19 protein-coding genes and 1 pseudogene are annotated in these 26,760 nt (G+C 66.6%); 2 read left to right on the top strand and 18 right to left on the bottom strand.

Annotated elements, in window-relative coordinates:
- Positions 1–114: 114 nt before the first annotated feature.
- The 5 genes from ARGLB_RS13815 to ARGLB_RS23630 all read right to left on the bottom strand — a co-directional run bounded on the left by ARGLB_RS13815 (position 115) and on the right by ARGLB_RS23630 (position 3,852).
- Entirely contained in the window at positions 115–1,074 is a 960-nt protein-coding gene (locus ARGLB_RS13815; protein ID WP_003803483.1) for a 2-hydroxyacid dehydrogenase, read from the bottom strand.
- The gene (locus tag ARGLB_RS13810; RefSeq protein ID WP_003803482.1) at positions 1,071–2,270 is read right to left on the bottom strand and encodes a pyridoxal phosphate-dependent aminotransferase; all 1,200 of its coding nucleotides are present in this window, start codon (positions 2,268–2,270) and stop codon (positions 1,071–1,073) included. Before ARGLB_RS13810 ends, ARGLB_RS13815 begins: the two co-directional genes overlap by 4 nt.
- Before the next feature lie 322 nt (positions 2,271–2,592).
- Positions 2,593–2,727: a hypothetical protein gene (locus tag ARGLB_RS24305; RefSeq protein ID WP_280959911.1), complete on the bottom strand. Its 135-nt coding sequence runs from the start codon at positions 2,725–2,727 to the stop codon at positions 2,593–2,595.
- 93 nt (positions 2,728–2,820) lie between these two features.
- Positions 2,821–3,096, bottom strand: coding sequence for a hypothetical protein (locus ARGLB_RS13805; protein ID WP_003803480.1), 276 nt, complete (start codon positions 3,094–3,096; stop codon positions 2,821–2,823).
- 612 nt (positions 3,097–3,708) lie between these two features.
- Positions 3,709–3,852 carry a hypothetical protein gene (locus ARGLB_RS23630; protein WP_175304995.1) on the bottom strand — a complete coding sequence of 48 codons (144 nt, stop codon included), beginning with the start codon at positions 3,850–3,852 and terminating at the stop codon, positions 3,709–3,711.
- A gap of 118 nt (positions 3,853–3,970) precedes the next feature.
- Here ARGLB_RS23630 and ARGLB_RS22485 point away from each other — a divergent pair, with 118 nt between their 5' ends.
- Positions 3,971–5,458, top strand: a complete 1,488-nt coding sequence (locus ARGLB_RS22485) for a GntR family transcriptional regulator (protein WP_003803478.1) — start codon at positions 3,971–3,973, stop codon at positions 5,456–5,458.
- A 54-nt stretch (positions 5,459–5,512) separates the two neighbouring features.
- On the opposite strand, the gene ARGLB_RS13795 is transcribed toward ARGLB_RS22485, so the two are convergent.
- The 4 genes from ARGLB_RS13795 to speB all read right to left on the bottom strand — a co-directional run bounded on the left by ARGLB_RS13795 (position 5,513) and on the right by speB (position 10,963).
- Positions 5,513–6,808 (bottom strand): D-arabinono-1,4-lactone oxidase, encoded by a 1,296-nt coding sequence (locus ARGLB_RS13795; protein ID WP_003803476.1) that lies wholly within the window; start codon positions 6,806–6,808, stop codon positions 5,513–5,515.
- Positions 6,809–6,836: 28 nt separating this feature from the next.
- Complete coding sequence (locus ARGLB_RS13790) at positions 6,837–8,360, bottom strand: aldehyde dehydrogenase family protein (protein WP_003803473.1); 1,524 nt, start codon at positions 8,358–8,360, stop codon at positions 6,837–6,839.
- A 144-nt stretch (positions 8,361–8,504) separates the two neighbouring features.
- Complete coding sequence (locus tag ARGLB_RS13785; RefSeq protein ID WP_003803471.1) at positions 8,505–9,962, bottom strand: purine-cytosine permease family protein; 1,458 nt, start codon at positions 9,960–9,962, stop codon at positions 8,505–8,507.
- The gene (gene speB, locus ARGLB_RS13780; RefSeq protein ID WP_043419188.1) at positions 9,959–10,963 is read right to left on the bottom strand and encodes an agmatinase; all 1,005 of its coding nucleotides are present in this window, start codon (positions 10,961–10,963) and stop codon (positions 9,959–9,961) included. The genes ARGLB_RS13785 and speB overlap by 4 nt, the downstream gene beginning before the upstream one ends.
- A 225-nt stretch (positions 10,964–11,188) precedes the next feature.
- Here speB and ARGLB_RS13775 point away from each other — a divergent pair, with 225 nt between their 5' ends.
- Positions 11,189–12,730 carry a PucR family transcriptional regulator gene (locus tag ARGLB_RS13775; protein WP_003803468.1) on the top strand — a complete coding sequence of 514 codons (1,542 nt, stop codon included), beginning with the start codon at positions 11,189–11,191 and terminating at the stop codon, positions 12,728–12,730.
- Between the two features lie 54 nt (positions 12,731–12,784).
- On the opposite strand, the gene ARGLB_RS22850 is transcribed toward ARGLB_RS13775, so the two are convergent.
- The 9 genes and pseudogenes from ARGLB_RS22850 to ARGLB_RS13730 form a co-directional block, all read right to left on the bottom strand.
- Positions 12,785–13,120: a YidH family protein gene (locus tag ARGLB_RS22850; RefSeq protein WP_003803466.1), complete on the bottom strand. Its 336-nt coding sequence runs from the start codon at positions 13,118–13,120 to the stop codon at positions 12,785–12,787.
- Between the two features lie 29 nt (positions 13,121–13,149).
- A pseudogene (locus tag ARGLB_RS13765) lies at positions 13,150–13,446 on the bottom strand (formylglycine-generating enzyme family protein); the annotation flags it as partial.
- A 69-nt stretch (positions 13,447–13,515) separates the two neighbouring features.
- The gene (locus tag ARGLB_RS13760) at positions 13,516–13,839 is read right to left on the bottom strand and encodes a hypothetical protein (RefSeq protein ID WP_003803463.1); all 324 of its coding nucleotides are present in this window, start codon (positions 13,837–13,839) and stop codon (positions 13,516–13,518) included.
- Between the two features lie 177 nt (positions 13,840–14,016).
- Positions 14,017–14,454 (bottom strand): CBS domain-containing protein, encoded by a 438-nt coding sequence (locus ARGLB_RS13755; protein ID WP_003803461.1) that lies wholly within the window; start codon positions 14,452–14,454, stop codon positions 14,017–14,019.
- A gap of 175 nt (positions 14,455–14,629) precedes the next feature.
- A complete protein-coding gene (locus ARGLB_RS13750; RefSeq protein ID WP_003803459.1) occupies positions 14,630–15,871 on the bottom strand; it encodes an NAD(P)/FAD-dependent oxidoreductase in 1,242 nt (413 codons plus the stop codon).
- A gap of 125 nt (positions 15,872–15,996) precedes the next feature.
- Positions 15,997–17,979 carry a serine/threonine-protein kinase gene (locus ARGLB_RS13745; protein ID WP_003803458.1) on the bottom strand — a complete coding sequence of 661 codons (1,983 nt, stop codon included), beginning with the start codon at positions 17,977–17,979 and terminating at the stop codon, positions 15,997–15,999.
- Between the two features lie 84 nt (positions 17,980–18,063).
- On the bottom strand, positions 18,064–22,383 hold the full coding sequence (locus ARGLB_RS13740; RefSeq protein ID WP_003803456.1) for a type VII secretion EssC family protein: 4,320 nt from the start codon (positions 22,381–22,383) through the stop codon (positions 18,064–18,066).
- A gap of 60 nt (positions 22,384–22,443) precedes the next feature.
- Positions 22,444–23,787 carry a type 1 periplasmic-binding domain-containing protein gene (locus ARGLB_RS13735; protein WP_003803455.1) on the bottom strand — a complete coding sequence of 448 codons (1,344 nt, stop codon included), beginning with the start codon at positions 23,785–23,787 and terminating at the stop codon, positions 22,444–22,446.
- On the bottom strand, positions 23,784–26,642 hold the full coding sequence (locus ARGLB_RS13730; protein ID WP_003803453.1) for a Tim44 domain-containing protein: 2,859 nt from the start codon (positions 26,640–26,642) through the stop codon (positions 23,784–23,786). The genes ARGLB_RS13735 and ARGLB_RS13730 overlap by 4 nt, the downstream gene beginning before the upstream one ends.
- Positions 26,643–26,760 lie beyond the last annotated feature (118 nt).

The raw sequence follows: 26,760 nt of genomic DNA, 5'->3' as shown, positions 1-26,760 counted from the left end.
TGGCCCGCCGGCCGTTGGCCAGCGAGACAGCAGAACGAGTACGAGCCCCATCCTTCGGGACGGGGCTCGTACTCGTTCTGCTTTGGCCGTGTCGTTATTCTCGGCGTCCGCCCACTAGCCGATCGGAGTGGGCGGCTGCCCGCCGCGGAGCACGGCGAGCGTGTTGTCGGCGGCGAGCACGGCCATGGCGGTGCGCGTCTCGACGGTGGCCGAGCCGAGGTGCGGCACGAGTGTCACATTTTCCAGGTCCAGCAACTCGGGATGGACCTGGGGCTCGTGCTCGAAGACGTCCAGCCCGGCGCCGGCGATGACGCCTTCGCGCAGCGCAGCGGCGAGGGCCGCTTCGTCGACGATCGGTCCGCGTGCGGTGTTGACGAGGTATGTCGAGCTCTTCATCGCCGCGAGCTGCTCGGCGCCAATCAGGTGGTGCGTGTTGGGGCCGTAGGGGCAGTGCAGCGAAACGACGTCGGAAACAGTCAGCAACTCGTCGAGGTCGACCCGCCGGGCGCCCAGTTCCGCGGCGATCGCGGGGTCGATCTCGCTGCGGGACTGGTAGACGATGTCCATGCCGAAGGCCTTGGCCCGCCGGGCCGTCGCCTGGCCGATGCCGCCCATGCCGACGACGCCGAGGGTCTTGCCCTGCAGGCTGCTGCCGAGCAGGAAGAACATGCCCCACTTCCACGGCTGGCCGGCGCGGATGAGCCGTTCGCCCTCACCGAGCCGGCGGGTTGCCATGAGGATGAGCCCGAAGGCGATATCGGCGGTCGCCTCGGTGAGTACGCCGGGTGTGTTGGTGGCGACGATACCCCGTCCGGTGCAGGCCGGCACGTCGATGTTGTCATAGCCGACGGCGACGTTGGAGACGACCTTGAGCTGCGGGCCCGCGGCGTCGAGCAGCTCGCCGTCGATGCGTTCGGTGAGCAGGCTCACGATGGCGTCGGCCCCCGCCACGCGGCGCAGGAGCTCTTCGCGGCTAATCGACTCCGGACCGGTCCAGGCATCGACCTCGTGCTCGGCACGGAGCTTTTCGAGCGCGGCGTCGGGCACCTTGCCCGTAACTACTACCCGGCTCATGCCGTCTCGATCCATTCGCGCAGGCGTCCGAGGCCGTCCCGGATGTCCGGCACCTCGATGCCCGAGTAGGCGAGCCGGATGTACTGCCGCTCCTCACCGGGCAGGCGTCGGCCGAAGTGCTCGCGTGTGCAGAAGGAGACGCCGGTCTTGTACAGGGCGTCAGAGGCGAAGTCGCCGACTGCCGTGTAGCCCATGCGCTCCATGACCTCGGTGACGTCGGGGAACAGGTAGAACGTCGACTGCGGCACGGCGACGTGCATGCCGGGGATGGAGTTCACGAGTTCGCAGGCGGTGTCCCGGCGCGTCTGCAGGATGTCAAGCATGTGCTGCACGGAATCCTGCGGGCCGCGGAGGGCTTCGACGCCGGCCCACTGCACGTAGTGGGTGGTGCAGGACTCGTCGTTGGTGTTGAGCGTGCTGAGCACCTGGGCGATCTCGCGCGGGGCGACGGCGCAGCCGAGGCGGGAGCCGGTCATGGCGAACTTCTTGCTGAACGTGTAGAGGATGACGGTACGCTCTGCCATGCCGGGGATCGATGTGATCGAGCTTGAGACGCCCTCGTAGCGGGTCTCGAAGTAGGCCTCGTCGGAGAGGACCCAGAGGTCGTGTTCTATGGCGAGCTGTGCGATGGCCTCGCGCTCGGCTGCAGTCGACTCGGCTGAGATGGGGTTCTGCAGGTCGTTGTAGATAATTGCGACCGTGTTGGGTGTGATCGAGGCGCGGATCTGCTCAAGGTCGATGGCGAAGCCCGTGCTCGTGGGTACGTAGCGGTACGGGACAGCCGTGCCGCCGAGGTACTCGATCTGCGATTCATAGATCGGGAAGCCCGGGTTGGGGTAGAGCACTTCCTGGCCGGGGTTCATGACCGCCTGCAGGAACTTCGTGATGACGGGCTTCCCGCCGGTCATCACGACCACGTTCTCGGGGGAGAACTCGATACCGCGGCGCGAGCCGATGTCGTCGGCGAGGGCTTCACGCAGCTGCGGGATGCCGGGGCCGGGGCAGTAGCCCGTGTAGCCGTCCGCGATCGCGCGGTTCATCGCTTCCACGATGTTCGGCGCGGTCGGGATGTTGATATCGCCGAGGTGGAAGGGGTACACCAAGTTCCCCTTCGCCTTCCAGGCGGCCGCGGCTTGGGCAACGCTGAAGGCGGTTTCGGTGCCTAGGCGTTCGAGCCGGTGCGCAAGTTGCTGCATGCTATTTCACTCCTCATCGAGTTGACGATCGATCCTCCGAAGAAACCAGATCTCACGAGAGCTAATATATATCAAAGAACAAAACTAATATATCAGACCAAAAGGTGATCCGCATCGCAGTGGATGATCGACTCACCCTGATACTTCCATCAGCAGGAGGCCGCTGCCGCGGCCATTACCGGCTGCGCCTCTGGGCCCGGAGGGGCAGCTAGCTCAACTGGGCTGGCCCCGTCTACCAGCCAATCAGCCTCTGCCAGCCAATCGGCGTCGGCGGTGCAGTACGCCGACGGGCAGTATGAGGCCAGAGGTTCGCGGAGGTTGGCTAGCTTTCCGCTGCACGTTTTGCGGCCAGGGCGGTGTATTTCAAGGCGCTGCCGCGGGCGAGTTCTATGGGGTATTTCTGCGCATTGAGCTCGATTTTGGTCCGGAGTGCCGCTTCGAGGTCGACGTCCAGCACATCGGCGAGCCGTAGGCGTGTGGAATTGCTCCCAGAGCGGTTGATAGCCCATGCACGGACCAGGGGCGTTGTCGGGATCCTGCTGCGGGTGCGTCAGAACGCCGCTACGAGGCTGGCAAACCGAGCCAAAAAGAGCTGTTCGCTGTCGCGCGGGCTAAAAAGGGCGGGCTCACGACCGCCTTTGGCCTCGGCATCGGTCATTCGCTGCCCGTCCAGCGTCTCGTACGGCTCCCGATCCAAGTACACGAGACGGTGGAGACCGGTCATGTTGAATCCCTCGATGCATGACGAGCAGATGGGCATGTCGCGGATGTGGGCGTGCCCCGGATTCGTCCAGCAGACCTCGCAGTAGATTGTGTCTTTAAGCATTTCGGTTCCTGAGTGTCGGTTGATGCCGGATCTCACCGTTTCATCATGTGCACGGCATAGGAGCCCAGGGTGACCTCCGGCCCGGGCCAAGGACCGCGGTTCCGCAGGCATTCATGGCCTGCTTCCCTGACGTTCGGGCTTGGGGCCGGCGGCAGAAGCTGGGCAAGGAATGCGTCGACGCATCCGGGCACCGGCACGACGTCACTTACGGATCTGCACTTGGACCTTGATATACCGGGCGACTGATGGTTTGCGGCCAATCAGTGCGGCCGCCGTCGGGTTGAACTCCTGTCCCCAATTTTGCCAGTTCTCCGCCCTGGACTCGGCATGGGGGACGTGTGAGATTTGCCATTAGACGGGCGCCGACACTGGCCTGGAGCGGACGAATTCAGGAATTCCACTGGCCGCCCGCTGGGCTTTTCGGGTCAGGGGCTGGGCCGGTCAACGGAGGTCATTCAGGGTGCGAAGGCCCCAGCCACAGGCAGATCAGCCGGTCTCTAGTGTCCTGATTTTGCGGAACGGGCGGGAGGCGTCCTCATGATTTTTGCCGAGGTGCTGATAATGGCCGCTACCTGGCATCGGGTCAGCAGGTTGAGCTGTCTTCCGGTTGGGCTACTGGCTGCGGGAGGTCCGGGGCGTGCAGACGAAGAACCGGGGCTGCTCCACCTGGGCGAATGGCACGACGAGCCAGCGACCGCCGTAGAACTCGACGTACGAGTCCGGCGTGCATCGTGCGAAGGCTTCTTCCCGTGTCATTGGCTTTCCTTTCTCCAGCGGCCCTAGAACTCCTTGGTGATACAGTTAACTATAGACGTTCATGGATAAAGGTCAATAGACATTCAAGGTTAAATGTCACGTCTTCAGGAGGCGCGCAATGACCACATGGAAAGAGCAACTGGCCTTCGCGCCGTTGGAGGCAGCCGACCGGGGGGAGGAGGTCGGACGCCGGCTGCGCCATGCCATCGAACTGGGTGTACTCGAAGACGGTTCCCAGCTGCCCAGCGAAAGTTACCTTGCCTCCGCGATGGGCGTTTCCACTCTGACGCTGCGGGCCGCGCTGGCCGAACTGCGCGGGATGGGTTTGGTGGAGACCCGGCGCGGCAAAGGCGGCGGGAGCTTCGTGAAGGCCAACACCGGGGACATCGCCCGCATGCAGCGCCAGTCCCTTGGGTCCTATTCTCTGGAAGACCTGCGGGATCTGAGGGAATACCGCGCTTTCCTGGCCGGCTGCGCCGCAGCCGCGTCGGCTAACCAGTCCCATCGGCTTTCGATGGGACGCCTCGACCACGCATCGGTCGAGATCCGGGACTGCGTGCAGGCGGCGGACGCGATCCGGGCGGACAGCAAGTTCCACATCGAGCTCGCGGCCAGCTCGGGGTCGGTCAGGCTGACCCGACAAGAGGTGGCGCTGCAGGCCGAGGTGGGCCCGCTGATCTGGGTGGACCCGGCGGGCCATAAGGACGCCGCCGCAGAAGACCACGCAAGGATCGTGGAGGCGATCAGGGCAGGTGACGCAGAGCTGGCCCGAGCGCTGGCGGAGGAACACGTCAGGCGGGACATGAACCTGGTCATCGACGAGCGAATGGAGCTGGATGGCACAGCGACTGATTCGCCGCACGGGTCCGCTTCCGGCGATGACGCCCTGGCCGCCATCGAATCACTCGCCGCCATGTTTTACGGAACCGCTGCGGCATCCATGCGCGAGGTCGAGCAAGCGGTGCGCGCCAGCATCGGGTCCGGAGTCAGCCGGGACCGGGCCGACTCGGACATCTATGGTGCGGCCCGAAGGGCCGTGGTCATCGGCGTTCCATTCCTGTATGGAACCGGCTTCGTCGCCGACCAGTCCTACTTCGGCGAGAGCTGGATCACCTGGTGCTACACGCCCGCGGGGCCCGAGTCGCCACAGCGGCTCTACATCGACATGGACCTTTACGATTTCGCCACCGCACCATGGCGCCCTGAGGATCCCGGCGACGACAACCCGATCCACACCAGTCACGCGTACGTGGATGCGAGCGGAACGAACGAGAACATCATCACCTTCAGCAAGCGCGTCATCATTGCCGGTGATTATGTCGGAGCCCTCGGTGCCGACGTGCGCGTCAGCCAGCTCCAGACCGCGTTCGACCCCCTGCTGCGGCCTTTGCCGCCGAACACCTGCATCGTGGACCAGCATGGCACGGTCATCGCCACCAACACAGGCCGCTTCGTTGGCGGAACCATCCCGGCAGCCGGCCACGTCGTACGACGACCCCTCCCGGGCGTGCCATGGTGGCTCTGCACCGGAACCCCCGACGAAGACCAGACCCCCCAGCCCCTCGACGGCCAACGCCCGGGCGAGCAACCCGGAGCGCTTCGTTAGCTGATACCAATCTGCACGTCGCGCTGCCGCAGGGCGCCCAGCGACTTCGCGCGTTCAGCCCACCAGGGCGCGGGTGTGGTCGTTGAGGAATATTCCGCGGGGATCGAACTCGCGGCGCACCTGGATGAACGTGTCGAGCTCGGGGTAGAGGCGTTCCAGACGGCTCCTGGTCATGAAATGGATCTTTCCCCAGTGGGCACGCGGCTCGAATTCCTGGAGTACAGCGTCGGCGTCCCGGAAGAACTGCCAGTAGTCGGTCCCTGGCTCGGTGGTCAAGGTGATGACAGTGGTGTCGCGTCCCTGGAACTGGGACATGTAGCCTTCGTCAGCCTTCACCCAGCGGACCTCCACAGGGTACTTCTGATCGGAGTGCCTGGTGCGGATCAGCTCCTGGACAGCTTCGACCGCTGCCAGCCCGTCCTCGCTGCGAACGAAGTACTCGAGTTCATGGAACTGCGTATTGAATCCGTCCGGATAGATACGGTAGGAGCGATCCAAGCGGGCTCCTTCCACACCGGAGATTTCCTGTTCGTCCCGGATGTGCGCGACGTTGTACCGCTTGGTGTAGCTGCGGTTTCTCATGTTCTGGTCCGGTGAGCCCGGAAGGTCCAGGAGCTCGCAGGAACCATCTTCCGGGCACCAGAGGAAGGAGTAATGCCTGTTGGTGTCGATATCCGCATCCCACGTCGAGGCCGTCTCCTCCCACGTGGGGTAGGTGATTTGTTCCTGCAGGTAGTAGCGGTCCTCAACCGCCAGTTCCACCTCCAGGAAAATCCCGAGTGTTCCTAAAGCCACCTGTGCGGCCCGGAGCTCGCGGAGCTGGCCCTCACCGATTTCGACGATTTCCCCATGGCCGTTGATCAGCTTTACCCACCGAAGGTTCGACGAGAAGCTGCCCAGGTTCTTCCCGGAACCGTGGGTGCTGGTTGAGAGCGCTCCGGCAATCTGCTGCTTGTCGATGTCGCCCTGGTTGCCGAGGGCCAGGCCCTGCTCCCATAGCGGATCACCGAACGCGTTGATGGTGGTGCCGGCCAGGGCCCTGGCTCGACGCCGGTCACGGTCGGTTCCGGTGATTGCGGACAGAGCGGACATGTCCATCAGGACGCCGCCCGTCTGGACCAGCGGCGAGGACGAATGTCCTGAGCCGACCGCCCGCACGGGCAGGCCTTCGCGGATGGCGAAACGGACGGCGTCGAGCGCTTCCTGTTCAGTCCGTGGCCGGACAGTGAAGGCCGGCGTGGCGCTCTGGTTCCCGCCCCAGTTGGTCCACGTGACGTCCGTTCCGAAGGGGACGGGCGGAGTGGCGGCGTGTGCCGGCGATGTGTTGCGGGGAAGGTTCATGGTGGTCATTGCTAAGCTCCGTTGCTTGTCTGAACGCTCATGCGCCGTGGTTGATCATGACGTGCTTGGTGCGGGAGTAGTCGTCCAGGGCGTAGAGCGAGAGGTCGCGGCCGTAGCCGGAGCCCTTGAATCCGCCCCACGGCACCTCGCAAGCCAGCACCAGGTGTGCATTGACCCATACAGTGCCAAAGTCGAGTTGCTTCGGAACGCTCAGCGAGAGGCTTGAATCCCGGGTCCATACCGAGGCGGACAAGCCGTAGGGGCTCTCGTTGGCCCGGGTAATGGCCTCTTCTGTGGACGCGAACGTTTCCACGGTGACGACGGGACCAAAGATCTCGTGCGTCGCTATGTGTGCTCCGGCCGGCACGTCGCTGATCACTGTTGGCTCGATGAAATAGCCGGGGCCTTCAAGGGCTGAACCGCCAATCGCCATGTGCAGGCCGGCTGCAGCGGCCTCGGCGAGTGATTCCTTGACCCGTTCGTAGTGCGGGCGGGAAATCATGGGGCCGATTTCGACGTCGGCCCCAGCCTCCGGCGCCCCGACCACCAAGGTGCCGACTTCGCGCACCAGGTGTTCGGTGAACTCGGCAGCCACGGATTCGTGCACGAGCACCCGGCACGCGGCGCCACAGTCCTGGCCGGCGTTCCAGTAGCCGGTGTTTCGCACCCCGGCAGCGGCTGCGCGGAGGTCGGCGTCGGGAAACACAACGACCGGGGCCTTCCCGCCGAGTTCCAGGTGCACGCGCTTGACCGATTTCGCGGCCGTCGCCGCCACTGCCTGCCCGCTGACGACGCTTCCGGTCAAGGCGACAAGGGCAACATCGGGGTGTTCGGAGAGCCGCTGGCCAACGGTCCGGCCTTGACCCGTAACGACGTTGAGAATTCCATCCGGAATGCGTCCGGCCACGAGTTCCGCGAGCTTCAGCGTCGAGAGTGGCGTCTGCTCGGACGGCTTGAGGACGATGCTGTTTCCGGCGGCCAGGATGGGGGCGATCTTCCAGGCGGCCATCAGAAGCGGGTAATTCCACGGCGTGATGACGCCGACGACGCCCACCGGCTCCCTCAGGATGACCGAGGTGTGGCCCGTCGCGTAGTCGCCACCAGCCATGGAGGTCAGTGCGCGGGAGGCGCCGGCCATGAAACGGAAGGTATCGATAGTGCTGGCGACGTCGTCTTCCGCGACGGTCCGGGGCTTGCCGGTATTGGCGGATTCGATGGTTTCGAAGGCGTCGCGGTTGGCTTCGATGATGTTCGCGATCAGGTTCAGGACCTCGGACCGCTCCTTCGGTGTGGTGGCACCCCACGCCTTCTGGGCCGTCACGGCGGCCTCAACAGCAACGTCGACGTCGGCCGCCGTGCCGGCCTGCACGGAGGCGATGACCTGCTCGGTGGTGGGGTCGATGACGTCGATGACGTCGCTGGAGGAACCTGGAACGAACGATCCGCCGATGAAGTGGCCTGCAGGGGGCAAGAGGCTCGAGGGGCTGCGGTCCGCGGGGGAGCTTTTGCCTTCGCTGGGGCGTCGGACGGTGAACTGCTGCTGGGTGTCGATGAGTGTCATTGGGTCACCTTTTTGTTTTCTTCGCCGATCACGGCGCCGGAGTTGATGGGAGTGCTGGAGTTGATGGGAGTGCGGGAGTTGATGGGAGCGGGTGTGCCGGCTGTTGGCCGGCGGGCGGGCCGCCTGGCTTACCGTCTGGGTGCCTCAGACCATGTCGGCTGTGAGCGTGGAGGCTTGAAGGGGAACGGCCTCCGCCTTATTCCGGAAAATGCGTGCCGCGACGTAGTAGAGCGGAGCCACCGCCACCAGGCCGACAATCCACGACAGGTCCACGCCGCCCATGGCTGCCGCAACGGGTCCGGTGTACACCGCTGTGGACGAAAACGGAAGCTGGACCAGGGCGCCCGCAACGTAGGAACCGATGGCTACCCAGTTGAACCGGCCGTACACTCCGCCGTCGCGCTTGAAGAAGTCTTCAACCCTGTAATCGCCGTGCCGGAGAAGGTAGTAGTCCACCAGGTTGATGGCCGTCCAGGGAACCAGCACGTACATCAGGAAGGAAAGGAAGTTCGTATAGAAGAGGATGAAATTGTCGCGTGCGAACAGCGCGATCAGGAGTGCGATGGTGAAGAGGATGATTGCCGCAACGCTCCGGGTCTTGGCGCGCGGCAGCCAGCTTGGCTTGAACGTCTGCCCAATGGTGAGGCTGCACAGGACGCCGCAGTAAAGGTTCATGGCGTTCGACGCCGCGACGCCGAGGCAGAAGATTCCGACGACGGCCAGGGTCCACGGCTGGAGCAAGGCCCCCATGCTGCCGACGATCTCGATGTTGCCTGCATCGGCGCCCAGCGTGGTGGCGAGGGTTCCGACCAAGGCACCCAGGATCATCGGGAAGAGAGTTCCCAGGACGCAGCCTGAGTAGGATGCCCAGAACGCCGGGGCCGAGCCGGTGCCTTGCGGCATGTAGCGGGAGTAGTCCGAGACGTAGGGAGCGTAGGCAAGTTGCCACAGGGCGGACACGGACATGGTGGCCATGAAGCCAACCCAGTTGAAGTTTCCCTGGTCCAGGAAGGTGGCGGGCAGCCCGTGGACGAACATGATCCAGGCGAAGGCCAGAAGCGATGCCAAACCGGCCACGATGCTCAGGAAACGTGCATAGGCGTGAATGAGCCGGTAGCCGAAGATCGTGGCAATGACGCTCACGACGCCGATGATGATGATGCCCGCGTCGACACTGATGCCCGGGCTGACCGCTGCCATGGCTTCGCCGCCGAAGACGAGGTTCGCAGCGAAGAATCCGACGTACATGATCACGACGATGACAACGATCAGCAGCGCCCCGAAGGAGCCGAATTGGCCGCGGGTCTGGATCATCTGTGCCACGCCCAATTGCGGTCCCTGGGCGGAGTGGAGCGCCATGAAGATGCCACCGATCACGTTTCCAAGGATGATTCCGACGATGGCGGGCACAAAGCTGAGCCCGAACACCGTGGTGGCGAGTCCGCCGGTCACGATGGTCATGATCATGATGTTGGAACCGAACCAGATGGTGAAGAGGTCCCGCGCCTTTCCGTGGCGCTCGTTCAGTGGGATGGGCTGGATGGTCTTGTCCTCGAGGCGGGGCACCTCGGTGGGGACGGCGGGATGGCTGCGGGTGTTCATGGCGCGGTCCAGGAGGCTGCTTGCAGTTCGCGGACGGTGTCCGTCTCGGCCTTGCCGCGGTTCACCATCAGCGCCAGGAGGTCGAAAACAAGCGTGGCCGCGGCCACCGTGGTGATGTCCGCGTGGTCATAGGCCGGAGCGACCTCGACGACGTCGGCGCCCACAATGTTGATGCCGTTCAGCCCGCGAAGCAACGCCAGAAGCTCGCGGGAGTGGAGCCCGCCCATTTCGGGTGTGCCGGTGCCCGGCGCGTAAGCCGGGTCCAGGACGTCGATGTCGATGGAGACGTAGACCGGGGTGTCGCCCAGCCGCTCCTTGACCTGTTCGATGGCGGCCGGAACGCCGATGACGTCCAGGTCCGAGCAGCGGATGATCTGGAAACCGAATTCATGGTCGCGGAGGAAGTCGTTGCGGTCGTAGACCGGACCCCGGATTCCGACGTGCATGGACTTGTCTTCCACCAGGAGGCCTTCTTCGAACGCGCGCCGGAAGATGGTTCCGTGGGTGACAGGCTGGTCGAAGTAGGTGTCCCACGTGTCCAGGTGGGCGTCAAAGTGCAGCAACGCCACCGGGCCGTGGACCTTGTTCAGGGCCCTCAGCATCGGGAGAGCGATGGTGTGGTCGCCGCCGATCGAGATGAGCTTCTTGTCCTCGCTGATCAGGGGCAGTGCCTGCTCTTCGATCTCGCGGACAGCCCTCGTGATGTCATATGGCGTGCAGGCGATGTCGCCGGCGTCCACAACCTGCACTTCGTACACGGGCTCCACGTCAAGTTCGGGGTGGTAGCCGGGGCGCAGCAGCCGGGAGGCTTCGCGGACAGCGGCAGGACCGAAACGGGCGCCGGGACGGAACGATGTTCCGCCGTCGAACGGCACGCCCACGATCGCAATGTCGTAATCCGGGACGCGGTCAATCTGAGGCAGCCTGGCGAACGTGCCGAGGCCCGCGTACCTCGGGATTTTTGTTGCGTCGACCGGGCCGATGGGCTTATGCGTTGTCATTGCCGGGAATCCTTCGGTTGCTGTGCTGCCGAGCGGCGACGCCGGCTGCGTATAGATGGGGGTGAGGGGGTGCTCATCGTTGAGCGGGAAGTAAGTACTCCAATTCTTGGTGACCCGGATCACGCCGTATAGCGGTAGATTGAATACAAATGGCCGAGGCTCTTAGACGAATGTCTAAGCGGTGCCGCAGGGCGGCCGATACCTCATCAGACGGGAGGATCTTCCATGACGATCACCGTGGCCGAGCTTGTGGCGGAACCCCAGCTGGGACTCACTCTGCTGGCCGGTTCGGGGGGCAGCGGCAACCGGATCACCTGGGCTCACACCTCTGACCTGCCCAGGCTGTGGGAATGGGTCACCGGCGGCGAGTTGATGATGACCAACGGCATGTCCATCCCGGCCGATGGCGCCGGCCAGGTCGCACTGGCCGAAGCACTGAAGGACGCAGGCGCGAGTGCTCTGGCCATTGGCGAAAAGATGCACGCCCCGGCGCTGACCCCGGAGTTCCTGGCAGCTTGTGAGCGTTTGCCGCTGCCCCTGATCAATATTCCGTACCCCCTCCCGTTCATCTCCATCGCCCGCTCGGTGGCTGAGTCTTCGCTGCTCGAAGAGTCGCGTCGCCTGCGTCAGACCGCCCGGATCTATGACCTGCTCCGCACAACGGGACTGTCCAGGGAGCACCTGAGCGGCCTTCTGGCAAGCCTCGCTGCTGAGCTCGATGCAGATCTGTTCGTCGTGGACCGGCGTTGCCTGCATCCCTGGCATCCGGATGGCCGCCGGCTCCCGGAATACCTGGAGAAAGAACTGGTCCCCCTGACAGGGCGGATACCGGTGACCGGTAAGAAATTCCAGTGGCATCGGCTTCGGGACAGGCACCTCCTGATGATGGACATCCCCACCCACGCGAACGCGATCCTGGTGGTGCTGCCCAGGGGCGAGCCGCACCCTGACGCCGTCGTGCTGCTTCACGCGGCAACAGTGCTGGGGCTGGAACTTTCCCGAACGGTCCTGTCTCTGGAAGGTCAGCACCGGCTGGCGGGCGAATTCCTGCTGCAGGCGCTCGACGGTCATCTTGGAGCGGTGGAGATGGAGAACCGCCTCACGGCCTTCGATGTCCCGGCACAACATTTCGTGGTGGCGTCAATAGGGGCCGACGACGGCGAACGGCTGGCGGACGTCCACGTCGAACTGTGGCGCCACGGCTTTCCTGCGGCCTGCCTACGTCGTTTCAACACACTCCACGTTGCTGTTTCCGCCGCCGTGACCGACGACGTTCTCCTCCACTGTGCGGGGCCCGACGTCCGGATCGGCATCAGCCCTCCCACGTCCGCTGCGGGTATCCAACGCGCACTGCAGGAATCCCTCTGGGCGCTCGGCTCGGCCGAAGGCAATGGCCTGGACCTGGCCCGTTATGCCGATGGTCCGTCATGGCTGGGGCTCACCAGCTTCGAGGAAGGGGCAGCCCTGGTCCAGCGGTTGCTCGGCCCGATTTTCGCCTACGAACAAAGCCAACAGGGCGACCTCATCGTGACGCTAAGGACATACCTGGACACCCAGAGGTCGTGGCAAAAGACTGCTGCCGCGCTCTTCACCCACCGGCAAACCATCATCTACCGCATCCGGAAAATCGGCGAACTGACGGGTCTGGACATGACCGAGACCTCGACGCTGGCCCAGCTCTGGTTTGCGCTCCAGATCCACAAAGCCATGCCCCCGCCAGGAAGGTTCACCTATTCCGGGCCTGCGAATGGCCAGTTGGCAGACTAGAGGATTGACGGTCTGCTGGCCCGCACGCTGTGGATGTGGAGCGCGATGTCGCCTTTATTTGAGTGGCAGGAGGAAGACGGAGTAAATGCCCAGAGCGGCGAGGATGACGACGCTGCCGGCAAGGGCTGCTGAGCTGGCGATGTCCGGGGTCATGACGCCGTTTCTGATGCCGTGCGCGGCGCGGGAGTAGCGGCGTTCCGGGCCGAAGAGGTCCGCCATGAAGGCCTCGACGGCGACGCCGCCGGCGAGCAGGGCCAGGGACGTGCGGATCCAGGCCAGGAAGGTGCGCTCGTTGGCCAGGGTGAACCGCGGGTCCGGTTCGTTTCCGCCGCCGAGGATCCGGGCGGAGAGGCCCTCCCGTCTGCCGTTGCGGATTCCTGCATCAGCCATGCCTGCTGCTTTCTGTGTGGGCCGGGTTTCTAGGTGAGGGCGACGGTGCGAAAGCCCAGGTTGCCGGAGGAGGATTCGGGGGTGTTGAAGGTGCGTGCGGCGACGCGGTAGCGGTTGCAGTAGGAGTCGTGGCAGAGATAGGAGCCGCCGCGCATGACCCGGCCCTGCCCGATCGTAGGTCCCTGCGGACTGTCGGTGGGGGAGGTCCGGTAGTACTTGGGCAGGAACCAGTCAGCACACCATTCCCATACGTTGCCGGCCATCTCGTGCAGCCCGTACCCGTTGGGCGGGAAGCTTCGGACGGATGCGGTGCCAAGGTGGCCGTCGGTCGGCAGCCGCCGACCGGCCCAGGGGCACCCGCCCGAAGGAGGGCGCCTCCACTCCGCCGTCTGCGGTTACTGATGGGCCAGTGCCATGCGCTGGCGGTCAGTGGCCGTGAGGTGCTGGGTGGGATCGTCGTCGTAAAGGTGGATGCGGACGGTGTGGATCGTGCCGGTGAATGCATTGTCCACCGGGAGGTAGTCATCGGTGACCGGGGTTCCACGGTCGACGCCGACGTTGAGCGTCTCGTCGACGGAGAAGTAGTAGGCGGTGGTCTGCTCGACCCTGCCTTTGCCGATGATCCTGCCATCAGCGGCGAGCCGGATTTCCGCGCCCTTGCCGATGCCGCCGCCGTCGTACTGAAATTCCAGGGTCAGTTCCTGGGTTCCCGGAACCAACGGTTCATTCGACCGGACGCTGTAGAGGTCCCGCCCATAACAGTTCCGTCCAGGTCCCTAAGCGCACAGGGAAGCGGCGGTTTCGTCCAGGCTGAACGCACAGAAGGGCTCCGGCATGAGTTAGCGCCACGGAAGTATTCCGTGGCGCTTGTTTGCTCATGAACGGCTTTGGCTTTATTAGCTGCTCGGCTGCATCCGGCTGCGTTCCGAAATGTGCTCCACCAGTTCGCCCACACGCTCTTCCGAGTAGTTGCGCGCGATGTCACCTTGGCTGATGATGCCAACCAACTTGTGGTCAGCGATGACCGGCAGCCGCCGGACCTGGTACCTCTCCATCATTTCGATGGCGGCATCAACGTTGGCATCTGCGTCAATCCAGTGGGGCCTGCCCGTGGCGAGGTCGCGGGCCACCATCTCGCGTGGATCTCGGCCGGCGGCCACGCACTTGAGCACGATGTCCCGGTCAGTGATCATGCCGGTCAACTTGCCGTCGTCGCCGCAGATGGGCAACGATCCGCAGTCCAGGTCCAGCATCATTCGTGCAGCATCTGCGAGGGACTGGTTCTCCTTAACACACTGTGCATCCGTCGTCATGAATTCACGTACAGCACTCATTGGTCCTCCTTCATCGATTGGGGCATCGACGCAGGGTCACCGGGCACATGCGCCGATGTTGCCAGCCTACGCCGGGGCCAGTGCTGATGTCGACGGCGGTTCCGGACCTTCAGGGACGGGGAATGCGGAGGTGATTTTCGACGTCGGCCCTGGCGACGTTTGGCCGTGAAGACCCCTAGTCGGGTCTTCCGACGACGACGTGTGACGGGCTGTGGATGACGTAACCAGTGAGCCAGGAGGAGAGGGCGCGGACCTTCTGTTGGGTGCCCGGGAGCAAGGCGAGGTGAACCCCGAGCCAGGAGAGGAACGCCAGTGGTCCCTGGAGTTGGATGCGCTTACGGCCCAGTTCGGCGACTGCCGCGCCACGGCCGACCATGGCCATGTAACCCTTGTCCCAATAGAAGAAGGGCTGCCGTGTGCCGCCGGTAAGGTCCGCATGGATGTTGCGGGCGGCCCATTTCCCTGACTGCTCGGCAACGGACCCGAGCTGGGGAAGTTTGGCCCCGGTGGCGTCGGTGATGTTGGCGGCGTCGCCCAGGACATAGACGCCTTCGGCGCCGGGCACGGTCAGGTCCGGCAGCACGTCGATACGTCCGCCTTTCCCCTGCGGCAGGCCGGAGTCAGCAATGATTTTTCCAGCTTTCAGGCCGCCGGCCCACACGACGATCTGCGCTGGAATGATGGTCCCGTCCGCCAGCGTCACGCCGTCGGCCCGGACTTCGGTGACGCCCTGGCCCATGTGCAGCTGAACTCCAAGTTTTATCAGCCGGTCACGGGTGTATGCCTGCGACTTGGCGGAGAACGGCATGAGCACGTTCGGCAACATATCCACAAGATGGACTCGGCAGCGGGCCGCCAGTCCGGACGAAAAGTACTTGGGCACCAGGTACTTGATGTTCTCCGCGAGGGCGCCGGCTGTCTCGACTCCGGTGGGGCCGCCGCCCACCACGACCACGTCGGCGCGGCCGGCCTTAGCCCGGTCCGCGCGGTCCAGGGCTGTTGTGAGGGCCGTGCTCAGGCGGGTGGCGTCAGCCACTGAGTACAGCGGGTAGGCATGTTCCTCCGCGCCGGGGGTATTGAAGAAGTTTGGTACGGCGCCCGCGGCAACGACCAGGATCTTCGACTGGTACTGGGAACCGTCGATAGTGGTGACGGTTCGGGTGGCGGAATCGATCGCCGTCACCTCCGCTGTGAGGACCCGGACGCTTTTGGTGCTGCGGAACACAGACCGCAGCGGCCGGGCCACGGCGGACACACCGATCTGCGAAGCAGCCACCTGGTAGAGGAGTGGCTGGAACTGGTGGTAGTTGTTGGCGTCGATCAGGAGTACCCGGACGCCCTTGCGCCCGAGCTGCTCAGCTGCTGTCATGCCTGCAAACCCGCCGCCGACCACGATCACCTGATATGTATCGTCCATTCGTGCAACATACCCTGCCAGGTAACGGTGCAACAGGGCTGGGAACCTGAAAATCCTGGCCAGCTGGGCTGGCCGGGGGATGCCCTGTATGAGTTGGGACGCCCGAAGCAGCGAGCTGGTGGTCCTCAGTCCTGCGAGTTCTCGCGCGATGTGATGCCGAAGGCCGGGGACTGCAGCTCGGTGAAGTTACCGACGCTGGCGCGCACGGTGCACTGGGGTGTGATCTGCAGGGCCGTTACGGTGAGCCCCGAGCTATCCACGGCCAGCGCCCCGCCGCAGCCGTCGGCGAATCGCAGCCCCTTCTCGCCGCCGGTCACCGCTTCGAGCATCTGCGAAGGTTTGCCCGAGGCAGGACTTACGTAGAGCGGGTTCAGCTCGTCGGCGCCGCCGGCCCACACCGGCACCAGGGTGATCTTCAGCGGGCTCGGCGTCACGACGCGCGCCGGAGTGCGGACCTCCACGCCCTTTAGCCGCTGGACGGGATAGGCAGTACCCTTCACGGCCGGGTCCTGTGTCGCTGCGGTCGCCGCCTCGGACCCGGCACGCAGCCACGCGTCGAGCGCCTGCTGGTCAGCGGGCGTCACCGGTACCGTGGCGGTCGCCTGGACCGACCCTCCCGCCGGGACCTTGAGCCCGGCGAGCTTCCAGCCACACTCGACGTCAAGGCCGGTGACCGAGGCCTGGTTCCGGCTCGCTGTGGCCCCCTCCCATGTCACTGCCGGGCACGCGTCACCATCGGCCAGCCCCGGGATTACCTCGAGGAATTCACCGGACAACGGCGCCTTCTGCGCCGTGTAGGCCACCGTCAGGCGGATCTGGCCCGTGGACGGCTCGTAGGTAGCGCCCCGTGAGATCGTCAGGCCGGTCGGGAGAGCCGTGTCCTGCAGCTGCGTGGACAGTTTCTCGCTGGCCGCACCCGGCGCTGCCTGCTGGCCCGTGGGGGCGAGGACAACGAACCCGATGACCATCGCCACGAGGAGAAGGGCCGCGGCGGAGGCGAGGAGCAGTGCTTTACGAGTGCGCCAGAACGGCGTGGCGTCCCTCTCCTCGAGCCGGGCCTCTGCCCGGGGCCGCACTTCACGGCGCAGCATCGGACGGGCGATGGTTGCGCTGCCCGCCTCCCCGAGATCCGGGGCCTCCCAGGCGTCGTCGGCCGGCGGCGCGGACGCGAAGACCGTGAGCTCCTCGTCCGTGAAGGCGCCCCGGACCACGGTGGCCGGGCGTTCGACGGGGTCGAAGTCCGCCGGGGTGTCGGCGCGCGCTATCGGGGCGCTGGCGGCAAGCCCTGGCACGAGGCGCCGGAGCCTCGAGGCCGCGACGCGCGCCGTCGGGCGCTGGGCGGGGTCCTTGGACAGCAGTCCGTCGAGAACGTCCCAAACCGCGTCATCCACGGGAATCCGCGGCGGGCGTGAGGAAACATGGCGGTACGCGACGCTAAAGTCCGTACCCGGCCCGGCGAACGGAGTGCGCCCGGCGAGGAGCTCGTAAAGCAGGACGCCCGTGGAGTACACATCGCCCGGAGGGCCGGAGCGGCCCTGGCTGATAAGTTCGGGAGGCATATACTGCGGGGTGCCGATGAGGCCGGTCGTCTGGCGGATCCTCTCACCCACAACGTCGGAGATTCCGAAGTCAGAGACCCGCACGTCTCCCGGGCCGCAGTCGGGCCAGGGGCGCGCGAGGAGCACATTGTCCGGCTTGATGTCGCGATGCGTCACGCCGCGTGCGTGGGCGACGGCCAGTGCGTCGAACACTTCCGCGGCGACGCTGAGCGCGTCCTTGGGAGGCAGCGGCCCGGCCCCCTTCAGCGCGTCCCGCAGCGAGCCGCCCGCGACGTAGTCCATGACGATGGCCAGGCGCGGGCCCTCCACCACCATGTCGCGCACCGTGACGATGTGGGAGTCCTGCAGCCCAAGCAGCACGGACCGCTCACGGACGAACCGCTCCACGAGTGAGGGATCGTCGGCGTGCTCCGGGCGCAGGACCTTGGCGGCAAGCGTCCGTCCGTCGGTCGAGATGACCGTCCAGACCTCGCCGACGGCACCGGAGCCCACCCGTTCCCCGAATCGGTAGGTCGCTCCCAGCGCCTCACCTGTCTGTGCGAACTGCATACCGTACTCTCCAACGCTGTCGATCTGGTTCTTCAAGGCCGCCCCGCGTCGGCCTTCATTGCTTGGGGGCGTCCGCCGTCGGGCTCAGTCCCCGGTGCTCATCGACTGAATGAGCGCCAGTTGCCCGCCCACGCCGATATATCCTCGTCCAGCTGTCAGTGCCACGGGTGACTTGCGCGGGAGTGTGGTGCCCAGCAGTTCGCCGTCGTAATTTATGTCCGGTTGCAGCAGCACGCCCAGACGGGATTTGCGGACGGTCTTGGTCCAGTGGGTGTACAGCCCGCGGAGGTCGGCGGCCCGCCCCGCCGCGATGACGCACAGCCCCGGCTGCCCGGATGCCACCACCCCGGCGATGGATTGATCGCCGTCCTCAAAGCGCTCGGCGTCGTCGATCAGCAAGAACACCGGGCCACGCTCAAGCCGCAGGGACGCCACCAGGGCCGGTACCTCGTCAGTACCGACGGCCACGCGATCCAGATCGGCGAGGGCCAGGGGCGAGCGGCGATCGCAGATGCCCCACACCTGTGCCGGTCCGCGGGAGGTGGCCGTGCCGCGCAGGGCTGCGGCCAGGGCCAGCAGCAGCGTGGACTTGCCCGAACGGGCGGGACCGGCAATAAGCGCGTGCTCACCCTCGTAAATCTCCAGGAACGCAGGGGAGAGGTCAGCCTCCTGCACGCCCACCGGGATGAGCCACGGTTCGGCCTCCAGCCGGGGTTCCACGCCCAGCTCCGGCAGCGTGACGTTGGAGGGCAGGCGCCTGATCGCGGGGGCCTTCGCGGATGCATGCACCCAGTGCCGCCGCACACGATCCACCGCAGCCTCTACGCCGATCCCGGGTGTGGCCACATGCATCTGCAGCGACGTGCGGGGATCCACGCAGCGGCCGGGAAGAGCAGCAGGGATGTCCTTGCCGCGGATGCCGAGCGAGGAATAGTCGTAGGTGTCCGCCAGCCGGAAGAGCCACTTCTGCAGCGTCACCTCATTCATGGCCGAGGGCACCGCCTTGGCACGTGTGGTGGACACCGCGAACGACAACCCCAGCGCGGGGCCGTCCGCGTATGCCCGGTATAGCAAGGCCAACAGCTGCTGCCCTTCGAAATCCTGGAACTCGTCACGGAGCGAGGCCAGGCCGTCCAGCAGCACCACGGTGCGGCGGCGCCCGCCCGGATTCGCACGGCGGCTCTCCAACTCGGTGTTCAGGTGCCGCAGGAAGCGCGCCTGCTGCTCCTTGGCACCGGCGCCGGTGCCCACGTAAGCCACGGTGTGCGGCAGGCCTTCGAGCGGCTCGAGCTCACGGGAGCCCATGTCGAGGATCATCAGGTCCAGCTCCGCCGGATCGGTGTCCTTCGCCAAAGTCAGGGCGATTGAGGCCAGTGTGGTGCTTGTGCCGGAGCCGGCCACGCCCATGAGCATCAGGTTTCCCACCGACATGTCCCAGCCCGCCGCGGACTGACGCTGCAGGTCCGGCTCGTCCACGATGGTCACCATGACAGATGAGCCCCGGACGGCGCCCACCGTCGGCAGGAGCAGGGGAGCCGGACCGGCGGACGAATCGGATGGTGCGGCGTGGCGGCCGCCGTCGGGTGCAGGGAGAAAGCCCTCCAGCTCCACACGCTCGCCCAAGGCTTCCGGCCACACCTGCCGCGGCGGGGCGTACCCTGCCCCGGCGTTGGCTTCCAGGACAGCGTCGATGAGGAGGTCCAGATCGTTCTCGTCGGAGTCCGCAGACTGTGACGGCGCCGCCGGGGGCACGGGGACGCCGAACTGGCGTAGTTCGCGCACGTCCACGGCGGGGCCTCCTATGCGCTGTGCCCGTCCGGTCACGAGGGCCGTCTGTACGGGAGTGATGTCGTCCTGGCCCAGTTTCACAAAGGCGCGGCCCATCTGGGCCCGGCCGATCGCCGAGGCGGCCGGCACGCCGATGACGTTGCTCGAGTCGTCGCGGCTCTGCACGCGCAGGGCCACGCGGAGGTTCGTGTTCGCGAGGATGTCGTCGCTGACGACGCCGGCGGGGCGCTGCGTCGCCAGGATCATGTGCACACCCAGGGTGCGGCCCACTGCCCCCACGCTGACGAGCGCCTTGAGCACGTCAGGGAACTCCTTGGCCAGCATGGCGAACTCGTCGATCACGAGCAGCAGCCGAGGCATGGGCTCGGCCGGGTTCGTGGCCAGATAGGCGTTCAGGTTGTCGATGCCCTCGCCGGCCGCAGCAAAGACCCTTTGGCGGCGCTCCATCTCTGCTTCCAGGGCGCGGATGGCCCGGTCGGCGAGCTGTTCGTCCAGATTGGAGATGGTGCCGATGGTGTGCGGAAGGCGTTCGCATGCCTTGAAGGCGGCCCCTCCCTTGAAATCGACGAGGATGAAGTTCAGGCGGGTGGGATCGTTGCGCGCCGCCAGGCCGGCCACGAGCGAGCGGAGGAATTCGGACTTGCCGGATCCGGTCGTGCCGCCGACCAGGCCGTGGGGGCCGTCCTTGACCAGGTCCAGGGTCAGGGGTCCGTTCTCCCCGGTGCCTATCGGCGTCGAGATTCCCGTGGGAGCCTGCCACAGGCGGCGGATCGTGGTCGGGTCAGGGCGCTCATAGCCAAGGAGCCCGGGCAGCCGCACGAGCGAGGGCAGCGAGGCTCCGGGGACGCTCAGTTCAGGGTCGTCGAAATGCGCCACGCGCATGGCGCAGCGCAGGGCTTCCTCCTGATCGAGGCCTGCCAGGATGACGTCCTCCACGCGGGTCAGGTCCTCCGGCTGGTCAACTGTGGCCGCGGCGTCTGCCCCGACCCTGATGATCGTGGTGCAGGAAGCCGGCAGCTGCTCCTCAGAGGTAGCGATGACGATGCCTGCCACGCGGGGCGGGCGCTGCTGTGGGGTCACATGGACCCCAGGGACGGCACGGCCCATGCCGAGCAGCGCGCGCGCCGGGGCGTCCCGGCCCTCCGTGAGCACCTCGGAGTCCAGGACCACCAGCAGCGCCGGGGTGGGCAGGTCCTGGACGGAGTCCTTGAGCGTGCGCAGCATGGCGACGCTCGTCTCGCGGTGCGCGGACATCCACCGCTCGCCTGTGCTGCTGCCGGCCTGGCGCGTGTGCGGCAGCCACGAGGCCCATTCCCACTCATCGGCCCGTCCGGCGTCGCAGAAGACTCCGACTGTCAGGTCCGCCGGGCCCACGTGTACCGCGGCCTGGGCCAGGAGGGATCGGGCCAGCGCCAGGGTCCCCTCCCGCGGCCCGACCATGCCTACGACGCCGGCGTCGGTCAGGTCCACGAGCACGGGCGCTGCCTGCAGACGCGCGGCCTCCAGGGAGTCCTTCACCTTGCTGTCCAGACGCGAACTGGCGGTGCCGTCCACCTCCGGCCTCCACGGGACGTCTCCCGTGCCGGCGTGCAGGGCCAGGAAGTCGTCGGAGTCTGCGCGGCGCTGCCACAGGGACGTGGCGGGGAGGGCCGGGCGCCGCACCACGGTCGCGGGATCGGGGATCATCCGATGCCGCCGGGCGGTCTCGGCGGCCGCCGCCGCACGGATCTGCTGCTCGAACTCTTCGAGCGCCCCGGCGAAGCGTTCGTCCTCTTCCTTGAGGCCCCGGGCATGGCGGCGCTTTTGTTCAAACCACATGCCGACGGCCATTACCGGGCTGAGCATTGCGAACATGGCGAAGCGCAAATCCCGCAGGATCACCACCATCGCCGCCGCCATCACGAGGGGCGCCAGCACCGTGATGATGCTGAATTTTCCGGCGGGCGGCACTTCCTTCCTGCCCGGCGGGACCAGCGGGTCGCCCGCCGGGGCCCTCCCGGGGCGGGGCGGGCGGTTGAACGGTGCGGTCGCCGCCGGTGTGAGGTTATGCAGGCTGCCGGGGGCCGGGGCGGGCGCCTCCTCCAGGGACCGGCGCAGGAGGAGCACCGTGCCGCCCGCCGTGACCGTTGCGGTTTCGGTAACCAGGACGCCGTCTTCCCCTACCGGTCCGCCGTTGACCAGCGTGCCGTTCGTGGACCCGGCATCCACCACCCGCAGCCCGTCCTCCTCCCGGCGCAGCCGGCAGTGGTCCCATGACGCGCTCTCGGTGGGCAGGCTCAGATCGGCATGGGGGGACCGGCCGATCAGCATCTCGCGCCCGTGCGGAACGTCAATTACACCGCCGGTGCGCTGGCCGCCGGCGAGGGTCACCGTCCAGCCGCGAACGCGTTGAGGCGCCGGCCAGGGTGCCCGGGAAATGCGGCTGCCCTCGAGTAGTACCAGTTCCGAGACGGGGGTGGACCCCCGCACCTCGGCTTCGTTCACGAACACAGCTTCATCGGGCGCAAGGCGTGGCCCGCCGGCCGCCTCCACCAGGTCCGTCAGGTTCGTTGCCGGCGCAGCATTGGCCACCTCGCACTCAAAGCGACGCTCGTCCAGGTCGATCAGCACACGCACCGGGGCGCTCCTTCGTGGGGGAAATGGCCGCCCCCTCGGGGACGGGCCTGGGTGGGGTGGTCAGGAGCTCGCGGGAGCCGGTACCCAAACGAGCCGCGGAGCGTTTTCGTCCGCCGGGCGCAGGCCAAGATCCTGGGAGGAAGCGAAGAGCGGGATGGCCTCCGCGGTCAACGCCCCGGTGCGGGAGAAGTCCAGCGACGGACCGGCCAAGCCCTCGCCAGGGCCAACTGACATGGTGCGCAACGCCGCGCTGACTTTCGAGGGATCGTTGCTCCCCGCCAAGGCGGCAGCCCTGACGAGGGCGACGACGGCGTCATGGCTGGGTGCGTCCGCCGCCCACGCGTCAGCCGAGAACGGGGCATCGCCCGTCAGGTTTTTGACCTCCGCGTCGCCCGCTGCAAGGCGTACGGCGGAGAGGAACGCGGACATTCCGCGGCCTTGGGCGTCCTGCTGGAGTGCCGCGGCGTCTCCGCCTGCCGCCGCAACGCTGACCAGCTGGCCGGAGGCGGTACCGTCGAGCCCTGCCAGTGCGGAGGCGAAGGCCGGGGATGTGGCCCCGTCCGAAGAGACCAGGGGAACGGATACGTCGCGCGACTGCAGGGCCTGGACCAGCCGGGCCAGACGCTGGGGGGTGCCGGCCGAGACCACCACGGCATCCGCGGGCTCTGCGACCTTTGTGGGCTCGGTGCCTTCGGGCGCGTCCTCGGCGGGCGGGCGGAGCTGGTCACCGGTTCGGATGGCGGCCTCCTGGGCCAGGCCCATCACGTCCTCGAAGTCCCCCAGGTTGAGGGCCTGCGGGATCTGGACCGACGCAGGGACCTGTCCCCCGTCACTAACGAGGAGCACCCGGTTCTTCCCGTTCAGCGCGGTCCGGAGGGCAGCTTCGACGGACGCAGCCGAAGGGCGTGTGGTCCATGTGGACTGGGCGGGGTCCGACGGGTCGGCGTAGGGAAGGATTGCCGGGAGGCTGAGCTCCTCGGCGGTCTTCGCGGCTGCCCGGGCCTGCGGACCCGTGCTGGCCACGACGACGCCGGACACTCCCTGCTCGGACAGCGCACGGACGGCGGCGCGCGCGCCTTCCTCCGTGCCGCGGTCGTTCTGGGCCCGCAGGGCGACGGCGGTGCCTCCCTGGACGAAGCGCCGTGCGGCGACAATAGTGCCCTGCGCCGCGCGGCTGTACTCGGAGCCGGGCTCGCCGGACTGGCCCAGCGTCAGCACGACGCCGATGGAGAAGTCCTTTGGCAGGCCCTCGGCCTTCAGCGCAACTGGAACCGTCGCGGCGACCGGGTCGGGCTGCGGAGCCACCTTGGGGCGGCCCAGCGTCACGGTCAGGGCGATGCCGGCCGCGAGGACGACCGCGACACCCGCGGCTATCAGGGTAACGAGCCTGGTGCGTGTGCTCATGCGCCGCTGCCGATCTTCAGTGTGTACAGGGTCTGCGACGTGGCGCCGGCCGGCACCTCGAGGTGGAACGGTGGCAGTTCGTCGACCGCGGTGAGTGAGGCCTTGAACTGCGCCTGGCGCAGCAGCAGCCCCGCCACGTCCCGGGAGCGGATGTTGGCGTAGCCCTCAGCGTTTTGCGCGGCCAGCGCCAGCTGATAGTCAGCGGTGTCGGCCTTTGCCGCGCTGGTGGCCATGGACCCGAGCAGGCCGGAACCGTTGACCGTGCGGTCGCCCAGGTCGAGCATCACTTTGTTGAGGCTTGAGGACAGGAGGGCGCTGGCGCCCTCGACGTCACGGGTCGAGCCGGATGTGCTGGAGGCGATGTTCGCCAGCGAGGACTGCGTGCTCTTGGCCAGCGATGCAGCCAGCGCATCGCGCTGCTCGAGCAGCTCGTCCCGCTGCTGGTTCACCGTGCCCTCGGCGTCCTTCACCACCTCGTCCGAGGTGGATTTCAACCCGGAGATGGAGCGGTTGAAGGCCGTGATCACGGCGTCGGAGCCTGCGTCGCCGATCTCGGCGACCTGGCGCACCTGCTCGTCCACGGTCTTGTAGACCGCTTCGGCTGTCTCGGCCGAAACTTCGCTGAGGGACTGCTTGATCTTGTCGCCCAGTCCGTCCTGCTGCGCCTTCAGCTTCGCCAGCGACGAGCCGACCCGGCCGGAGGAGTCGAGCGCCTCGCCGAGGGTTTTGGCCAGGGCCTCAAGTCCGCTCTTGGTGCTGTTGACGTCGCCCGTTGCGGCTCCGTCGAGGGACTTCACAGCTTTGCTGATCGCGTCGAGCCTGGCATCGATGTCGTCGATCGTCGTCCCGAGGGCGGTGAACGCCTGGCCGATCGCCTCGTCCGGGGCGGTGGTGTCGGTGGCCGCCAGGACCGAGTCCCAGGCGGCCGCCTGGGACTCCAGCCGGGTGTCCAGCGGGTCCTTGAACCCCAGCGGTGGGTTCAGCGCCTGCGCCGGGTTTCCGGTTTCATCGGTGGGCTCGCACGGAGCGGACGTCAAGTAGGAGCGCAGCCGCTCAGCTTGCCCGATGGAGAGTCGGCCTTCGCGAGGGTCGACACCGTCGGCCATCCTGCACAGCTCGTCGGCGAGCCGCTGGGTTTGCTGCGTCATTGAGCCGTTCAGCAGCGAGCCGTCACCCACCTCGCCCCGGGCCCCCTGTGCAGTTTTCCTGATGTGGATCAGCTTTTGCCGCAGGCCATCGATTCCGCTGCGGACCGCTGCGGCCGCGTCCCGTGTTGCGGCAACGGAGGTCCGTGCGGATTTGATCGCTTCGTCCACGTGTGCGAGGGCAGTCTTGTAGTCCTCGGTGGTCTCGGCGCCGGCAAGGGCCGCAGCCAAATCGGCGCGCACCTTCTCCAGCGTGCCGGCGGAGGCCTCAAGGTCCTTGATAGCGCTTTCGACCATTTCCGGCTGCAGGCCCGCCACGAGCTCGTCGCCCTTCTTGACCAGGCCGAGCAGTGCTCCGGTGACCGTCACAGCGGAGCCGTAAAGGGAGCACGTCATCGACCCCTGCTCGGCGCACTCCTCCGCAGTGGGTTCCTCGGGTCCCATGGTGGCCTTAATGGCGCCTGCCACGGCGTCCCGGCAGCCGGCGCTCACCTTCGCGTAGGCGTCCAGTTGCGCGGCCATGGTCTGGACGCTGGAGAAGACCGTGGCTGCTTTCGCGGACTTTGGCACCTCGGCTGCGCAGCCCTCGCCATCGATGGGGACGGCCGGGGGAGTGGCCGACGTATCGCCCAGCATGGCGTCCACGGCGGAGACGGTGAGCTCCAGCTGGGACACGGTGGTGGACTGCGTAGCCTTTGTGGCGGCTTCCAGGTCGGTGCCCAGGGCCTTCAGCTGTTCCTTCAGGTCCGACATGGTCGATGCCAGGGTCTGGGAGTTGTCCCGCAGTTCGCTGGCGGTTTTGACTCCCAGGGTCTGGGAGGTTGTCTGCAGGTTCCGCCGGACATCGGTGATCGTGGACCCGGCCTTGGTCAGTACGGTGTTGACGTCCGACACCAGCGAGATGGTGCGGCGTTGGAGCTCCATTTCGGATCCTGTGCCAGAGGAGAACGCGCTGGCCAGGACGCCATCCGCGCTGAGGTCGGTGTTGAGGCCTGGCTGGACCGCCACGTCGAATTCGGGAACCTGGAAGTCCTTGACGTCGGCCGCCAGGCGCAGCGTGGTACTGGCACCGGAACGCGGGGGAGCCAGCACGGTGGCCCACTGGATCACCGTGGCACCGTCCCCGGTGCTGCTGAGGACGCCGTTGGTTCCCGTGCCGCCGTCAGCGGAACCCGGGGTGACGTCGTCGGCCCGTACGCCGTCGAGTTGTGTGGATGCCGCAATCGTCAACGGGGCGCCCACCAAGGCGGTGTCTGAGCGGGCCTGCCCGGCTGCGTCATATTCAATGACCCGGGGCCTGACCGTGAGGTTTTCCAGCGTGAGGTTAATCTCGACTGGCCCGGTGTGGCCCTGCAGTTCCGTGAGGTCGGAACCGGACTTCTCGCCGGCGCGGTACTGCAGGCTTACCCGTACCGGCAGTTCACCCACCACCTGGGCGGTGTCGTACTTTGTGTCCTGTGCGGAGGAGTCGCCGGCCGCTGACACCGAGATCGTGGTGCCGTCTATTGACTGGATCCCGGCGGCCGGGGACAGGCCGACGCGCACGCTCTGCAGCAGCTTGACGGGGTTGGAGACCGGCTCCGGCTCGGGAGGCGGGGTGCACGACGCCGTCGCGACCATCCCCAGGCTGACAAGGACGGCGCCCAGCGCACGGCCCGTCGCGACCTGTCTTCCCGGGGTGTGCTGGTAGGTTTTACTGCATTTGGGCATGCTCGTCCCTCTTCTGTCCACTGTGCCTTCAGCATGATACGTGGTTTGCGCTCACGATTGGACTAATTAAGATGGATGGCGGTCGCCTGCACGGCCCGGCTGTCACGCCCAGCCATGA

The organism is Arthrobacter globiformis NBRC 12137 (genome assembly GCF_000238915.1).
In the GTDB taxonomy this organism is placed as follows: Bacteria; Actinomycetota; Actinomycetes; order Actinomycetales; family Micrococcaceae; genus Arthrobacter; species Arthrobacter globiformis.
The sequence above is the reverse complement of the archived record's forward strand: the minus strand, read 5'-3'. Positions and strand labels throughout refer to the sequence as shown.

Bases quoted from the DNA above. Each gene is read 5' to 3' on its own strand.
- ARGLB_RS22485 (WP_003803478.1), top strand. From the start codon at position 3,971: ATGACCACATGGAAAGAGCAACTGGCCTTCGCGCCGTTGGAGGCAGCC.
- speB (WP_043419188.1), bottom strand. From the start codon at position 10,963: ATGACAACGCATAAGCCCATCGGCCCGGTCGACGCAACAAAAATCCCG.
- ARGLB_RS13735 (WP_003803455.1), bottom strand. From the start codon at position 23,787: ATGAGCACACGCACCAGGCTCGTTACCCTGATAGCCGCGGGTGTCGCG.
- ARGLB_RS13795 (WP_003803476.1), bottom strand. From the start codon at position 6,808: ATGACCACCATGAACCTTCCCCGCAACACATCGCCGGCACACGCCGCC.
- ARGLB_RS13790 (WP_003803473.1), bottom strand. From the start codon at position 8,360: ATGACACTCATCGACACCCAGCAGCAGTTCACCGTCCGACGCCCCAGC.
- ARGLB_RS13805 (WP_003803480.1), bottom strand. From the start codon at position 3,096: ATGCTTAAAGACACAATCTACTGCGAGGTCTGCTGGACGAATCCGGGG.
- ARGLB_RS13745 (WP_003803458.1), bottom strand. From the start codon at position 17,979: ATGCAGTTCGCACAGACAGGTGAGGCGCTGGGAGCGACCTACCGATTC.
- ARGLB_RS13730 (WP_003803453.1), bottom strand. From the start codon at position 26,642: ATGCCCAAATGCAGTAAAACCTACCAGCACACCCCGGGAAGACAGGTC.
- ARGLB_RS22850 (WP_003803466.1), bottom strand. From the start codon at position 13,120: ATGGCTGATGCAGGAATCCGCAACGGCAGACGGGAGGGCCTCTCCGCC.
- ARGLB_RS23630 (WP_175304995.1), bottom strand. From the start codon at position 3,852: ATGACACGGGAAGAAGCCTTCGCACGATGCACGCCGGACTCGTACGTC.
- ARGLB_RS13810 (WP_003803482.1), bottom strand. From the start codon at position 2,270: ATGCAGCAACTTGCGCACCGGCTCGAACGCCTAGGCACCGAAACCGCC.
- ARGLB_RS13785 (WP_003803471.1), bottom strand. From the start codon at position 9,962: ATGAACACCCGCAGCCATCCCGCCGTCCCCACCGAGGTGCCCCGCCTC.
- ARGLB_RS13755 (WP_003803461.1), bottom strand. From the start codon at position 14,454: ATGAGTGCTGTACGTGAATTCATGACGACGGATGCACAGTGTGTTAAG.
- ARGLB_RS13775 (WP_003803468.1), top strand. From the start codon at position 11,189: ATGACGATCACCGTGGCCGAGCTTGTGGCGGAACCCCAGCTGGGACTC.
- ARGLB_RS13750 (WP_003803459.1), bottom strand. From the start codon at position 15,871: ATGGACGATACATATCAGGTGATCGTGGTCGGCGGCGGGTTTGCAGGC.
- ARGLB_RS13815 (WP_003803483.1), bottom strand. From the start codon at position 1,074: ATGAGCCGGGTAGTAGTTACGGGCAAGGTGCCCGACGCCGCGCTCGAA.